This window comes from Emticicia sp. W12TSBA100-4, from assembly GCF_040253585.1.
Taxonomy (GTDB): Bacteria; Bacteroidota; Bacteroidia; order Cytophagales; family Spirosomataceae; genus Emticicia.
Map to the genome: position 1 here is coordinate 25,816 of NZ_JBELAU010000013.1, position 15,318 is coordinate 41,133.

General features: G+C 37.2%; 13 protein-coding genes. 4 read left to right on the plus strand and 9 right to left on the minus strand.

Annotated features, from left to right (window positions below; all coding sequences use genetic code 11):
- Positions 1–7: 7 nt before the first annotated feature.
- From ABR854_RS19300 to ABR854_RS19330, 7 genes are all read right to left on the minus strand, one after another.
- Positions 8–445 carry a hypothetical protein gene (locus tag ABR854_RS19300; RefSeq protein ID WP_350267486.1) on the minus strand — a complete coding sequence of 146 codons (438 nt, stop codon included), beginning with the start codon at positions 443–445 and terminating at the stop codon, positions 8–10.
- Positions 446–664: 219 nt separating this feature from the next.
- Positions 665–1,243 carry a hypothetical protein gene (locus ABR854_RS19305; RefSeq protein ID WP_350267487.1) on the minus strand — a complete coding sequence of 193 codons (579 nt, stop codon included), beginning with the start codon at positions 1,241–1,243 and terminating at the stop codon, positions 665–667.
- A 112-nt stretch (positions 1,244–1,355) separates the two neighbouring features.
- Positions 1,356–2,402: a hypothetical protein gene (locus ABR854_RS19310; RefSeq protein WP_350267488.1), complete on the minus strand. Its 1,047-nt coding sequence runs from the start codon at positions 2,400–2,402 to the stop codon at positions 1,356–1,358.
- A gap of 121 nt (positions 2,403–2,523) precedes the next feature.
- Positions 2,524–4,086 (minus strand): vanadium-dependent haloperoxidase, encoded by a 1,563-nt coding sequence (locus ABR854_RS19315; protein ID WP_350267489.1) that lies wholly within the window; start codon positions 4,084–4,086, stop codon positions 2,524–2,526.
- 96 nt (positions 4,087–4,182) lie between these two features.
- On the minus strand, positions 4,183–5,091 hold the full coding sequence (locus ABR854_RS19320) for a hypothetical protein (protein WP_350267490.1): 909 nt from the start codon (positions 5,089–5,091) through the stop codon (positions 4,183–4,185).
- 406 nt (positions 5,092–5,497) lie between these two features.
- A complete protein-coding gene (locus ABR854_RS19325; protein WP_350267491.1) occupies positions 5,498–6,259 on the minus strand; it encodes a LytR/AlgR family response regulator transcription factor in 762 nt (253 codons plus the stop codon).
- A 5-nt stretch (positions 6,260–6,264) separates the two neighbouring features.
- Positions 6,265–7,293, minus strand: coding sequence for a sensor histidine kinase (locus tag ABR854_RS19330; RefSeq protein ID WP_350267492.1), 1,029 nt, complete (start codon positions 7,291–7,293; stop codon positions 6,265–6,267).
- Positions 7,294–7,624: 331 nt separating this feature from the next.
- Here ABR854_RS19330 and ABR854_RS19335 point away from each other — a divergent pair, with 331 nt between their 5' ends.
- The 4 genes from ABR854_RS19335 to ABR854_RS19350 all read left to right on the plus strand — a co-directional run bounded on the left by ABR854_RS19335 (position 7,625) and on the right by ABR854_RS19350 (position 12,935).
- Positions 7,625–8,722, plus strand: coding sequence for a DUF5694 domain-containing protein (locus tag ABR854_RS19335; RefSeq protein WP_350267493.1), 1,098 nt, complete (start codon positions 7,625–7,627; stop codon positions 8,720–8,722).
- A 192-nt stretch (positions 8,723–8,914) separates the two neighbouring features.
- Positions 8,915–9,289 carry a BlaI/MecI/CopY family transcriptional regulator gene (locus tag ABR854_RS19340; RefSeq protein ID WP_350267494.1) on the plus strand — a complete coding sequence of 125 codons (375 nt, stop codon included), beginning with the start codon at positions 8,915–8,917 and terminating at the stop codon, positions 9,287–9,289.
- A 75-nt stretch (positions 9,290–9,364) separates the two neighbouring features.
- Positions 9,365–12,205, plus strand: a complete 2,841-nt coding sequence (locus ABR854_RS19345; RefSeq protein WP_350267495.1) for a M56 family metallopeptidase — start codon at positions 9,365–9,367, stop codon at positions 12,203–12,205.
- 61 nt (positions 12,206–12,266) lie between these two features.
- Positions 12,267–12,935, plus strand: coding sequence for a hypothetical protein (locus ABR854_RS19350; RefSeq protein WP_350267496.1), 669 nt, complete (start codon positions 12,267–12,269; stop codon positions 12,933–12,935).
- Positions 12,936–13,097: 162 nt separating this feature from the next.
- Here ABR854_RS19350 and ABR854_RS19355 read toward each other — a convergent pair whose 3' ends face one another.
- On the minus strand, positions 13,098–14,039 hold the full coding sequence (locus tag ABR854_RS19355) for a phosphoglycerate mutase family protein (protein WP_350267497.1): 942 nt from the start codon (positions 14,037–14,039) through the stop codon (positions 13,098–13,100).
- A 17-nt stretch (positions 14,040–14,056) separates the two neighbouring features.
- The gene (locus ABR854_RS19360) at positions 14,057–15,211 is read right to left on the minus strand and encodes a DUF3179 domain-containing (seleno)protein (RefSeq protein WP_350267498.1); all 1,155 of its coding nucleotides are present in this window, start codon (positions 15,209–15,211) and stop codon (positions 14,057–14,059) included.
- Positions 15,212–15,318 lie beyond the last annotated feature (107 nt).

The following is a 15,318-nucleotide window of genomic DNA, read 5'->3' on the forward strand; positions in this document are numbered from 1 at the left end:
GGCTTAATTATTTATACTCGTTTTGAACTTGAAAAACGGTGTATGCAGAAGCAATCAGCACCACATTTTTGATGATGTATTGACCTGCAAGTGTCAAAGCAAAATCGGTCTGCCAAGTTTCGCTTGGAAGCATAATGAGCGGCAAAAATGTAGTAAACATTTGTAAGCAAAATATAACAAAAGTAAGTTTGGTGAGTTTTGGAACTAACCATAAAACGCCAATCAAACATTCGATAAAGCCCAATAGTGGAATAAAATGCGAAGCCGAAATAAAGGGTTCGATGGTTTGGTGATGTAGGTGCGTGACGATGTCTTTTGCTGGCGAAAGACCCACGATTTTCAGAAAGCCAAACCAAAAAAACACCACAAAGAGTGCAACACGATTGAGCCAAATAAATGAGATTAAAACTCTGGGTTGTTCCAAAGTTGATATATTATTTTCCATAATAATTTCGATTCAAAAAAGAAGTTTTCAAATAAGTCAATTTATTGATTATAAATATTTTATAATCAAATTTTATATTTTATACTCAAACAAAAACAGTTCCAAAAAACAAAGCCACTGATAATTTAATAGTCAGCATTTGGTTGGTTTGAGTATAAGATACAGCATGACAAATCCTTTTTGGAAGGAGTGCCAAATGAATTTTAAAAAAGGAAAAAACTATGAGAAAATTGGCGGCGGAGCATTAACCGTTAGAGACAAATTATAGTAGAAGGTGTTGATGAAATAATTGCGACGAGGCAAGTCTTCAACTTTATACCAAACCAACATTTTTGAGCGAAACTCAACATAATCTTTGGTAAGATTCTTAGAAAACTCTAAGGCTTTTTGGCTGGTGGTTTTATGCTTTTCAGAAAATAGATTCAAATTTTCGTGAACCTCATTCATCAAAGCCATGATATTATCTCGACTTAAATCAAGTCTTTTGTAATACGTGTAAAGCGTATCGCCACGGTAAATCTGTTCGTAAGATTTGAAGAACTCGCCTTCAAAAATTGCAGTGTTGCCATCAATAAGGTCGTTTTTCCATTCCAATTGATAGGGCAACGATAATTGCATCTTGAAAATCAATTTATCACCTTCAAGCTCCACGAAACTTGTAGCTTTTACCCGATGGATTTCCTGCCATTCGTTTACCAAGAAAACGAATGTATAGCCCAGAGCATTGCAAAGCAAAAGACACAAAAATAATATGGAAGCTGTTTTTTTCAGATAATTGAGTATTTCAGAATTATTCACAAATCTAACTTTTCTTTTCGATTTTATGAAAAACTCAACAAAGAATGTGACTTATATGACCTAAAACAATGATTTTTGTCACATTCTTTGGTGAAATACTCAATAACAACAATCAGAAACGATAAGCATAAGTAGCCGAAAGGAAGTAATCGGCAAAAGCGGCATCGCCCTCACGGAAGCCCGTAACTGTCCAAGTCGGAATTCTATCTCTAACAATTGCATAAGGAACTGCTACTAAAAATGAGCTTTTGTGTCCACTCCAAATGATACCTGGTTCCACCGAAACGATGTATCCTGGGCGACGAGCACCGAGACTTCCTCCGATAGCATCAACGGCTGGTAAACCTTCCAAACGTCCGCCTAAACTGACGGCAATATTCTTTTTCGGAAAGAGTGCGTAAGTCATTCCAACCCTTGCTCCAAATTGATCAGGTACTGAAAAACCAGTCGCTTTGTTTAATTCTTTTGGGCTAAACAAATAGAAACCGTTGAAATATAACTGAGCTTTTTTAAATGCAGACAAATAACCTTGCACTTCAATACTTTGTCCCCAGCCACTATCTCCCAATTGCATTGATTGGTCAACGGCTTTAATTTGAATATATTCTTTTTTGTCTTTATCGAGTTTGTGGAATTCATCTTGCACGTTTGCATTTCCCGTTGGTGCTTTTATTCCTACGCCTATAGCGATATTGCCTTTTGGTGCAGTAGTTGGATTAATCACCCAATAAGAGGCCGACAAACGCATATCGCCCACACCTTGTGACTGTGTATGAAAACGTGGGTTTGAACCAGCAGGCGTACCATTGCCGTAATGCTCATAAAGCGAAGAGCGGTCATTATACGAAAGTGGCACATTGAGCGTAACACTCAGACGACTACTAACGGCATAAGTAAGACCAAAATCAAAGTTATACGAATCGTTGATAACTTCAGTTTTTTGTTCAACTCGGTGCGGTTGTTCTACTTTTCCAACAAAATGTTTGTAAGAATGTAGCTTTCTGAAATTCGTAGAAAACTGAAAATCACCAGCTTTCATAAAAGCCGAACCACTCGGATTTCCGTTAGCGGTGGACATTGAACGCACTGCGATACAGCCTTGAGCAAAAGCCCCCATTGAAGCTGAAATAATTGCCAGAGAAAGGAAAAGTTTTTTCATTTTGTATTTTCGTTAAAAAGAAGAAGATTCTAACTAAGTTTTTCTAAAGTGTAGCACAACTTAAGGGGCTGTACCACACTTTTTTTATTATAAGTACAAAGCAATTTTGAACCAATATAGCTTAATAGCCCGAACCATCGGCTTTGCCTCGGGCAATGGCGTATTCGCCTATTTTTTTGCCGTGAGTAAGTCCCATTTCACAATCGACTCGAAAATGAATTAAGCCATAAACCCTTGAATTAGATGCTTCTGAGGCTTTTGCGTTCATTTCGGTAGCTTTCGACGGGAAAACTGCACCTAAAACCGTGGCCGCTGCTGCTGAAAACGTTGAGTGTCCCGAAGTGTAAGAAGGGAAGTTTGGCAAGCCTACCGAAGTTTTCAAACCAAACTGTTGTGGACGTGGTGTATAGTAGTAATATTTTGTTTCCCAGCAAGCAATACCCGCATCCATCAAAGCAGTACTTACTAAAGCTTGCGTACGAGCAGAGGCAACTTCGCTAAATTTATTTTCGTGGCAAAGATTCGCTGCTTCACGAGTCCAGTGGCCAGGTGGCGTATAACTTCCTGCTCCGTCGGCCCAATAATTGGCAATGCGTGCTTGCTCACGAGTTTGAGATTTATTGATTTTCTCCAATTCTTCAAATTCTTTTTGCCATTCGGCCGAACCTACCACATAAGGCATTTTTGGACGAATGCTTTCAAGCGTTTTTCGATCAAAATTCCATGTTGCAACAGCTCCGTAATTTGGCAACATTGGCGGGCGAGCAGGAGCTTCTTGACTCACCCAAGTATCTTTAATTCCACGAGACTTTGCGGCTTCAATTTGCCCTGCCACCAATGTTTGGTTATTCGATGCACTCATGCCATCTACACGAGATTTTGCCATTACTTTTGCGGCAACCGCTTTTCCGAGAGCATCACCAGCCGTAATATCGCTTGGCACATTTGTTCCTGCCCACACTCTTGCGTTTTTAGCTTCGGCTAATTTGGCCTCTAAAAAAGGTACTTCTCCTGGAAACATCGCAACTAAGATTGTATAAGAAGCAGCGGCTACAACTGCATCTTCGGATGGATAGGATGGTAAATCAGACACTGGCAATAAGGCTGAGATAGTTGCATCATTTTTAGAAGGTGCTTTGCGGTTAAACTTGTATTTATAGTTCCAAGCACTTACTAAAGCATCATATTGTGCTACACTTAAATAAGCCAACATTCTGGCGGTGTAAGGTGGATTTGCAAAAGGAAATCTTGGGTCGGCCAAAGGATTGGCGGCATCAGGCACAGGATATTTACCTTCGGCATTTGATGCTGGTGGAATATTGTAGCGAGCGGCCAATTCACGAGCAATTTCATTCCAACGATATACGGCTCCTGCTCCCCAATAAGCAATAGCATCTTTATTGGCTGGCGTAAGCACTGGCATGATTTTGTTTTTCAACGAATCAAGTTCTTTCAAGTAGGCAGCATCGGTAGTAGCTTTTGGTGCCGCTACTGCCACTTCGCTCGAAGAAGTCAGAATGTATGGCTTCCAAGAACCTGCATTTTCGTCTAATTTGGCTGGAATATATGCTTCTCGTATTGGTTCAGTTACGGTTTTATCGCAGGAAAGCAAAAGTCCTCCACCAATTCCTAAAGGAGAGAGAATGATAAAGGTTTTTAGTATCTTTTTGTATATATTTTTCATTTTAGTTGTTCTATTTAAAATTTTATCTTCGTTGCCTTAAAGACGGTTTATGCAATTCAATTGGAAAACGTCTCTACCTAAAATTCGGCGAATTGATTATTTTTTAACTTTTTGGTTCAATTGATACAATAAACCGAGTGAAAAACTTGTTGCTTGTCCAACATTAATTCCGTTTACCACTTTTGCTACTCTAATGTTAAAACCAATGTTTTTAGGTTGATACTTACCGTAGAAACCTACGTTTGTAGAAGTCATGTTGTTAGTCGGGAAAGGCATATCGTTACGGCGGATATTATCGCCACCTACGCACGTAAAATTTTCTACAAACAACTCTGCCTGAATTCGGCTACCATCTTTTATATAACCCAGTCTGACGGCAGCATCAGTTGCGTTTGGAACGCTCACTTCGTTGGTATTATACACTCGATTATCTGCTTGGTAAGCATCACGGTCAACTTTGATTTTGCTACGTAACATATAGCTGCCATGAGCCGAAATATAAATACCCAATTTGTGCGTATAATTACCAATCAAACGCCCAGTGGCAGTTTTGGTTTGCAAACCAATTGACATTGGTAGAAAATCTGGCACATAATTACCCACTGGAATAGACGCTCCCAAAACGCCGTGAATTGAGAATCCCTTATCGTTTTTGGCGAGTTGGTATTTTACCCAGCCCGAAAGGTCTTGGATACCCTTCTGCCCCATTAGGTTTCCTGCACTGGCGTTTGTTGTAATGTATGGCAGACCTACGAGTACGTTTAGTTTATCGGTAAGACCTACGGCTACCATTGGCATTACGCTTTGGGTCGTGAGTGTTCCGATATTTAGGTTTTCACGCTTGAGTGTATTTTCCCAATATTCTTTCCAGCTACTATTGCTATAAGTCAACGCCAAACAAGCGGTCTTTTTGGGCATATAAATAACATCATGTGGCATTTGGGCATAAACACTTGATGTTACGCACACTAAACCTACGAGTGCGTATTTGATTAATGATTTCATTCTTCTTTGGTAAAGTTTAAACATCTTGACGGCGAAAATAATAGTACGATTTTAATTTTTTATTGAATTTTCTGATTAACACTACAAAGAAAATACTTTTTAAATTATTTTCCAATTTTGTGGAATTATTTTCCATTAAAATTTCCATTCATTTTTACAATTGCTGTACCAAAAGGCAAAATGCTATTAATATTTACAAAAAAAGCAGAAAATGTTATCAAAATGCATTATTTTTAAAATATTTTAAATATCAAGTAGATTTGGCTTGATTATATAGCGGCAGGGTTAAAGTCAGTAAAAGCTAATACAAATTTCCATAATTACGGAAAATTGTATTTTTAAAACAAAAACCGCTGTGTATTGTAGAAACACACAACGGTTTGGGAGAAGATAATAGAAGGAATATTTAGCCGATGAGTTTCATAAAGTCTTTCTGAAAACTATCGCCAACTGGAATCGTATTTTTACCAATAAAAATTCGCTGGCGTTCGATGGTTTCGATTTTTTCGAGCGAGACAATGTAGGATTTATGCACCCGTACAAAGCGATTCGATGGCAACATTTCTTCCATTTTTTTCATGGTTTGCAACGTAAGGATTCGCTCGGTGGTAGTATAGATTGATACATAATCTTTCAATCCTTCAAGATAAAGAATATCCGAAAGGTTAATCTTCTGAATTTTATACTCAGTTTTTACAAAAATAAAATCGAGTTGTTGCTGAGTAGTTGTTGGAGAACTTAGCGTTTTCAAATCTTCCTCAATAATCGGTGACGGTAAACTGCCTACAGAAAACTGCTCACTAATAACTGTCAACTGCCCCACAGCTTTCTGCACTGCCTTCAAGAATCGCTCAAACGAAATCGGTTTTAGTAGGTAATCGGCCACATCATATTCGTAACCTTCAAGGGCATATTCCGAATAAGCCGTTGTCAGAATCGTCTTGCACTTGCCATTCATAACTCGCAAAAACTGAATACCCGTTAGTGTAGGCATCTGAATATCTAAAAACAACAAATCGACTTTACCTTGCTGAATCAAACTCAGAGCTTCCAAAGGTTCGGTACAAGTAGCCACAAGACTCAGATTAGGTGTTTTTTGTATATAATTTGCCAAAATATCAAGAGCCAAAGGCTCATCGTCAACGGCAAGGCAACGGATTTTTTCCATGTGTTTCAGAGAATCAAATTCAATTCACAAAAATAGGTTTCTTTGGTATCTTCCACCTCAAAACTATATTGATTAGCATATAATAAATCTAATCTACGGCGTACATTTTCCAGCCCCACCCCTCCTACTTCATCTTTATTTTGGTCTTTTTTAAAGTTTTTTACTGTAAAATTAAGGTTATTCTGATTCAATAAAAGTCTGATAGAAAGTGGTTTAGATTCAATATTTACTTCACCATGCTTAAAGGCGTTTTCTACGAAAGCAATTAATAAAAGCGGTGCAATTTTCTGCGAATGTAAATCGCCCGCTACTTGAAAATCAATGTAGGTTTGCCCCGAATAACGAAATTTCTGCAACTCAACGAAGTTTTTTAGATACTTTACTTCGATTTCAAGGTTTATTTTTTCAACATTCGACTCATAAAGCATATACCGCATCAATTCCGATAATTTCAGCACCGCTTCGGGGGCTTTGGGCGAAGCTGTAAGTGTCAGCGAATAGATATTATTGAGCGTATTGAACAAAAAGTGCGGATTGAGTTGGCTTTTCAGGAAAGCCTGTTCGGCATTGAGTTTTTCGGTCAGAAGTGCATTCTTTTCTTTTTCGGTTCGGAAAAAGTCCTCAATCATTTTTAAGAAAAAAGCATTGAACGAGTAATAGATAACATTCTGAATATTATCTGTGGCGTAGTACGGAAAACGGCGAGATTCTTCGGAATAATTATGAAAGCCATACAACTTGTAAAACATCACCTCTTCGACCGAATAGCGGGCAGTTATATAAATGGCACACACACCCAAAAATCCTAAAACTAAATTTAGATACTGCTTTTTATCAAAAAAACGATTAAAAACATAGAGAATCATGTAAGAAATCGTGATGCGAAAAAACAGTGAACTCAGCGAAAGTGGTGCTAAAAAAACTTTCCATTCAAACTGGTATTCAGCCCCTCCGATGAAATTAAGGACATTTCCCGAAAAAATAAAAAACAGCCAAAATGAAATGTGAAATATAATACGTCTGCGTTTGCTCATTGTGATGTAGCACAAGTTAGAAACTTGTGCAGGTTTAGAAATGGTTTCGACCTAAACTGACAAGTTAGAAACTTGTCCTACGTTATTTGCTACGAAAATAGACTTTCTAAAGATATTTCCTAAATTTTTCCGACAAACGCCCTCATTTCACCGTCAAACGCCCCTCTGAATCGTCGAATGGGTTTATTACTCAAATTAGGTTAAATACAACATTCATCGGTCAATATTCTTGTTGGTCGAGATGATTATAGGCTTTGCCGATTAGCCTAATGAGCACCTATAAAAGCACTATAAATTTGCTTCATCAAACAAAAACAAACACTCAGAAATTATGAAAAAGCTATTATTGATTTTACTTATTGCAGTCGCACAAACAGCCTTCCCGCAAACACCCACACAAGACCTTGAAGTATTAATGATTGGAGCATCGCACAGCTATGACCCAAAAACTCCGCAAGATTTAACGGGCATTCATGCCAAAATCAGAGCCTTTAAACCCAACGCTATTTTTGGAGAATGGCTTTCGCCCGAAGATGAAAAAGCGATTAAAAACTATTGGAATAAAGATGGTGTAATGAAACGCTACGAACGCCTAAAAAGCAGAAAAGCAATTCCCGAAAACGAATTAGGTAAAGAAATTGGTCGTTATGAAGCCATTATCGATAAAAACCCAAAAGACATGAAAGCCCGTATTGATTTGGCAGTGGCTCACTATCTAAATTTCGATGCAGGAAATGGCTATTTCCAGATGTGGCACGTAGCCAAACATTTACAGAAAAACCCGAAGGATACTTCTGTTTTTAATTATTCGAGAAAAATGTTTTTTACTGCCGCTATCGACTCAGTACATAAAGCAGTTTTACCTTACATTGACGATGAATACGATTATATTGCTCACCCAATGATGCTCGAATTGGGAATCAAGAAAATGTATCCGATGGACTCACAGCGTTGGGACGAAAAATGGAGTATTGCTTGGGGAAATGCCGACTCAGTTTTTTATGCCCAAAGAGATAAATACAAAACCGACTCTTTGAGTGAAATGGGCAAAAAAGTAAGTAATTTAAGAAAAATCGTAAAAAATCGAATGGATTATCTGATGGCCGATGCAGCCAAAGTTTACGGCGAAAACCACGCCACCGAAGCTCTCAACGGCCCACAAATGACCGAATGGCTGTACAGAATCAACTTTGTATCGGACGAATACCGCCAGTTAGATTTCTTCCCTGCTGACCTTTATAGTTGGATGCTCCATTATTGGTGGCACCGCAACAACGATATGTGCGACAACACCATCAACCGAGCAAAAGCCAATGGTTTCAAAAGAGTAACGATTGTAGTTGGGGCCAATCACGCAGCCATTATGAGTAAGATTTTTAGAGAAAAAGGCGTAAAAGTTATCAATATCAACGATGCACCGATGAAATAATAGCTTAAAATATATTCTACAAAAAGGCTCTCAACTGAGGGCTTTTTTTGTGAAACGAATCGCCAGATTCGTTCAAACAAAAAACATAAGTCCCTAATAAACAGACACTTAAAACATAACAACTGATTTTTAAATAAAATAACTGAAAAATCAGTTGTAAAACTGAAAAATTAGTTTTTACTTTGTTTCATCATGGAAGAACTAACAAAAACCGAAGAACGCATCATGCAAATCATCTGGGATTTGGAACGATGTTTAGTGCGAGACATTATCGAAAAAATGCCCGATGAACCCAAACCACCTTACAACACGATTTCGTCGGTGGTGCGGCTGCTCGAAAGTAAGGGTTTTCTGAGCTACAAAGCTTATGGAAAAACCTACGAATATTTTCCGATAATATCAAAAGAAGAATACGGCCAACGGAGTTTCAGAAAGGTATTTGCCAATTATTTCGATAATTCGGTAGAAAACTTGCTGTCGTTTATGGCAAAGGAGGAAAATCTGACGGTAGAGGAGATTGAGAAGTTGAAGAAGATAATAAATGCCTCCAACACCCCTAACCCATAAAGGGGAATAAAGGAAAAATCTCAAATACACTAAACAAAATCCTTCACTCCCCTATAGGGGATGGGGGTGGTTTTTATGGAATATCTACTCAAATCTACCATTTGCCTAACAGCCTTTTATGGGCTGTACTTCTTCGGTTTTCGTCGAATGAGTTTTCATGCCCTCAACCGATTTTATTTGCTTGTTTCCTTAGCTTTGAGCCTTACGATTCCATTACTAAGCTACGAGCGAACGGAAGTAGTTATGCTTGAACCTCAACCGATTAAAGACACTACGTTTCCTATAGAATCAATACAGGAAAATACTTATAGCCAAGTCCCTATCATACAACAATCAGCAAATGTTGAGGAATCTGCCAAAGTAAATATTGACTGGATGCAAGTGATAAGCACCATCTACTTAATAGGTGTTGGATTTATGTTATTCCTATTTATAAAGAACCTTTTATCAATTTTTTATAGTATTAAAAGTGTTTCGGTGGCTTCAAGCGAAACTTTGCCTTTTTCGGTTGCTTCGACTTCGCTCAGCTACCAGAAGCAAAGTAAAAAATTAAAGATTTTGCGTACAAAAAGTCAAAGTAACTCGTCGTTTTTTAATTATGTTTTTCTAAATTCCGATAATCTAAATCCACACGAAAAAGCCTTAATTATTGCCCATGAGGGTTTTCACGCACAACGCTTACACACGCTCGATTTGATAATTTTAGGCATTTTAAAGGCAGTTTTTTGGTTCAATCCGATTGTTTATTTCTATCAAAAATCTCTCAAACAAATCCACGAATACGAGGTTGATGCCCTCATGTCGGCCACTTATGATGGACGAGAATACGCACATTTATTATTAAAGCTCGGCGTTGCACCGAGTGCCATGATTACCAATCAGTTTAGTACAAAACCGCTATCAGAACGAATCCAGTTTTTATTTAAAACACCAACAAAAAACATGAAAAAGCTATTATATTTTTTATCATTGCCGATTATCGCAGTCGGAGTTATGGCATTTGCTAAAGAGAAAGTTGTGAGGGTTTATCAGGAGAAAAACACAGGTAAACCAATATTTTCGGAAGAAATAAAAGTCTATCCATTAGAAATAAACGATGCCCGAAATTACGCCTCTTGGACAAGTGGTATGAGTGATTTCGATTTTACACCAAAAAACATTTCACTCAATAGAATCACTGCCAAAAACTACAATGGTTTTCACTATTCAGTCAATCCCAACTCTCTGACTATCAAGACCATAGAAGACGTAAATAAATATATCGCAAAGCGTTCACTTGCTTTAATTGTTACCGAGAAGTCAACCGATACAAACGGTAATTTAACAAAATTAGGTTTGGCTATCAAGCATTTACGCACCAATCAAATGACCAATGCAGAAACTTTTGATATGGTTGATTTGCGTGAAAAAGGCAAAAATGGAGCATTTATTTTTATTGAAAGCTACGATAAAAATTTCAAAGAATCTCAGATGAGTATTAATTATGGCACTAAAAACTTAGTCATTACGAAGAGTTCCGTTCCCCACAAAAATCTTCATTCGTTTGTTGCTTATAACGTAAATACCGAAGGCGTTTCTGCCATCAAACACAGCAGCGATATGATTTCGTATTGTGTTTTCCCAGGCAGAATCACAGAACAAACTTTGGCAGAAGCACAGGCTTATTTTGCTAAAAATGGCTTTGAATTAAAAGTAAATAACTCCACAAAGGACGCCAAAGGAAACTTTGAAAGCATCACGTTATCGTTTGGCAATGAATCTAAAACATTTATAATCAAAGATTTGAAACATTGGATAAGACTAAAAAGCGAGAAAAATAGTAAGTTTATTAGACAAGATGAATCAATAATTTTTGAAGCCGATACTAAAACACTCGCAACAAAGATTTTTGTTGAAAATAGAATGTTTAAAATGACCGAAAAATCTGGGGCTTGGGAAATTAAAGATTTTGCAGTTAATGAAAAACAACTTGATTCTACCAAATTTAGCTTTAATACTAATATAAAAGTTCCTAAAAATAAAGTTGATAGTTTTAATGTCATAGCCAACCAAGAATACTTAGTTGAGGGAAAAGATTATATTGTAAAGAATAGTATCATTTTCTTAAACCCAATATATAAAAACAATAATACAAAAATTGCTTATCATCTTTTTATGAAGCCACTCGGCTCTATAATTTACCCCGAACTCACCAAATTGAATAAAGTCGAGTTCCCAGACATGAGATTTTCATCAAAAACACCAGTTTTTTTGGCAAAAAATGAGAATAGTAGCCTTTTTCGATATACTCCTTTTCAAACACGACCTTCTACCCCATTTTCAAAAGTTGCTAAAAATCAAGATACCCTCCGCACGATTTTAGAGACTAATAAACTTGGAAAAAATCCTTTAGTTTTTATTAATGGTGAAGAATATCCTTCGAGTGTTTTATACAGAATTAACCCTGATGAAGTTACAAGTACAACTTTTTACCCCCCAAACAATATGAGTGGAATTGAACGATTTGGAGAAGCGGCGAGAGACGGAGTATATAAAATTACAACAAAGGGAGAAGATTTTATTATCAAAAATGACAAACAACACAAAATAGTTATTGAAAACGTAAGAATGAGACTAATAGAATCAAAAAAGAGGGTTAGAAGGCAAATCTATCAAAATTCAAACGGTGTAAAATTTGAGGAGATTAGTTTTCAAAGTAGTACAATTGGGGGTACTTATGGCTATTCTGTAAAACTTCCTCGTGGAAAAAAAGTAGTATTTTTTCTTGATGATAAACTGGTTAGCGAAGAAGATATAAATAATAGCAAACAACATTTCACAGTAAATATCAGTAAAGACGAAAAACTAAAAGATAAATACAGCGAAGAACTAAAAAATGCAGATGTTATTTTTAATCTAAAAACCAAGCAAGACTAAACCCAAAACACAACAAACAGAAATACAAAGCGTTCACATAATATACTTAAACCAACTAAAAATGAAACACGCTTTGTATTTCTTGCTGTTGTTTGTTTCTTCGCTTTCAGCTTCTGCACAGTTTAGCAAAGAAAACCCAAGCTCTTTGGTATATGCACACTTTTTTAGTATTGATGCACAGAATCCAAAAGAACCGACAAGACAATGGCTTTCACTGCCTGATTCTGTTAAGATTTTTGCTGATGGTAAATTATTGACTGCTAATAAACACTACAATTTAGGTAATAGCAGTATTAGTATTGAAAAACGATATATAAACTCAAATTTTAACATCATTCTTCCAAATAATAGAACCTTTAAAGCAATTGCTAAACGCTCTAATTATGGTGAAATCAAGCCGATTATCAATTTATTTGAAAGAAAACAATATCTAAACAGTAAAGGTGAAGCAGTAGAGGTCGTAAGCATAAGTAAACCCATGAGGCTTTCAGATAATGGTCAGGCTTTTTCTATTTTTGCCACTTTAGCACAAGACGAAAAAATATTGTATTTAGTTGATAACAAAGTAGTTGAAGAAAGTTTTATTGCCAAAGTCGATGAAACCTTCATGAAAAAAGTCATTCAAATGAACGCTGATGATAGCGATTTGATCTCAAAATTTGGCGAACGTGCCAAAGGCTTTGACAATGTCTTTTGTATCTGGACAACTGACATTATGAACAAAAAATAAAAAACTCTACACATAAATCAATGTGCAGAGTTTGAGTGATACTTAATCAATTCTTTAATATTTTAGGATGGATTTAGAAGCGAAAAATTGGAAACTCTGCACAAAAAATATCATACAGAGTTTGACTAACCTATGATGAAAAATTTACTTTTCTTTAACTTTTTACTTTTTGGACGACTCAATGTCGTAATACGCTCGCCACATCGGATACGACACTATTCCTTGAAAGGTGGTCTTTTTATCTGCACCTATCTTCATGAAAAAACTATCGGCCATATCAAGCGTACCCATTTTTGATATTCCTGCACTAATGTCATAGTGAGCGGCCAACATCAAGAGCTGCTTTGTGGCAACTTGTTCTTCTAAAATCTTAACCATTCCTACATTCGACGTCACGCCCGAAACATTATAAAAATGACCGTTGATTCGCTTATCAATCGTGATAGGCAAGCCCAGATTCATGAGTTCTGCCGTTTGCTTTGCTCTACAAAACTCGCTCGAAAATATCTTTTTGATAGGCATTTTCACACCCTTAAATACCGTTCCGTAATACTCCGACTGCTTTTTCCCGTTCTCGCTCAACTGACGAGCCAATTTACTATCGCAAGATGTCCACCAATTGGTCGAAGCAGGTAGCGTTTCGCCGTCAACTCCCACAATAGCTTCGGCATGACGAATTACGATGGCACGAGTTGTATCGGTAGCGTACAATTTCTCAATGTATTTCCAACCTCTCAAATAATGGTTTTTATCGGCTATTCCGCTGGCTGCCATTACAAAAAACTTAGTCTTTGTACCATCAGCCCAAGTTGCTTCAATTTCATGCACAACGTTGATGGTTGTATGTGTAATTAGGCCAGTTTCCGAAATATTAAAACTTGTATTCGTTCCCAATTTCTTGAATGTAGCAGGTTCAGATGTTTTTATCTGATAACTCTGCTGGTCGATAAACAACATGCGATTATAAAAATCAGCCGTCACAATAACTGGCTCGGATTTAGCTTCTTCTTTGGTGCATTTAAACGACACAAATGCTATCAACATTACGCCCAAAAAGGCAAAATTTTTAATCAGTTTTTCTTTTTTTAGATGTAAGCACAACATATTTCTACGCTAAATTTTCAGTATTTTTGGGTTGTAGGGTGAAAAGTCTGCCAGCTATGCCAAAACTCTTGATAAGCCTTCACTTTCGTAAGTGATTCTGAGCCATCAACAGCCTTTCCGTTTATCATAAATCTTTGCAGTTCGACGTTTCGATTATCAATAATTAAAGTATCATTTTTGAGTTGAAACTTCACGTCTTTACTCGGACGCTCAAAAGCAAAGAAACTCTTATCATCAGCCGCCAAAACCAAGGCAATTGCCTTAGCTCCTACCTGCTCGTTTATGACTCTTTCTTTCTTCAATCGAAGCCAATCGAAAGCCTTACTATCCTTCCCGATTGCTATACCCACTACCCACGATTTCTCTTTCCACGATAGCGAATCTGTGCGAGTCAAGTCACTCTTACTTTTGCCTTTTTCATACTTAGCCGTACTATCGTATTTCTCTTTGAAATGCTCATCTGGCTGCATAATTAAGCTGTTGGGGTGCAAAGCAAGCCATTTTTCGAGCGATGTTTGTTCCGAAAACAATTCAGGCAATGTTTGTCCTTTCAGCTTTCCAATAATTGCCTCACCGTTGGCTTGTCGCCACCAACTTTTGGTGGTTTCATCTTCAAACATGGCATTAAAATGATCCATACCTACCAAGCGAAACTTTTCGGGTTTCCCGCCAACAATCGGTTCGTAAATACGACCCGTTCGGCAAACGGTACAATACGTAACCATTATTTGCTTCCCAGCCAGCGTGTCAAGCACTTGGTGATGATAGCCAATCAGCGAAATCGGATATGCTCTTGCTTGGCCGTTTAATTCTATACCAATTACAATTCGGTCTTTTTCTATTTTATTTGCTTTCGCTGGCTTCATTTGCAAACTCTGCGGCTGATAAAACATCGTATCGGCCGCCATTTGGAAATTAAAAGCATAAATCGCAGCCAGAACCAAGGCTAAGCTTACAAGAGCAATCCACTTAGAGGCTTCAAATGCTTTCTGAACCCCAATAAGCAACAATAAAACAAAGAATCCACGAAACGCCCAACGCCAAGTATAAAGAAAATAAGCTAAGTCGATACTGCGTATTCGTTGACTACCTGGCAGTGGCATAATGAAATAAACATTCAGAAACTCGAACAGAATTAGTCCGATTACGCCCAAGTAAAAAAGTTTTTTCATTGACTTCGAGTGCTATACTTTTGAATGTAATTGTCTGTGCTTAAATATTATAAGAGCTTGCGGCATTATTTAATCATTCACTGGTCAATAAATAAGATTTTTAAATC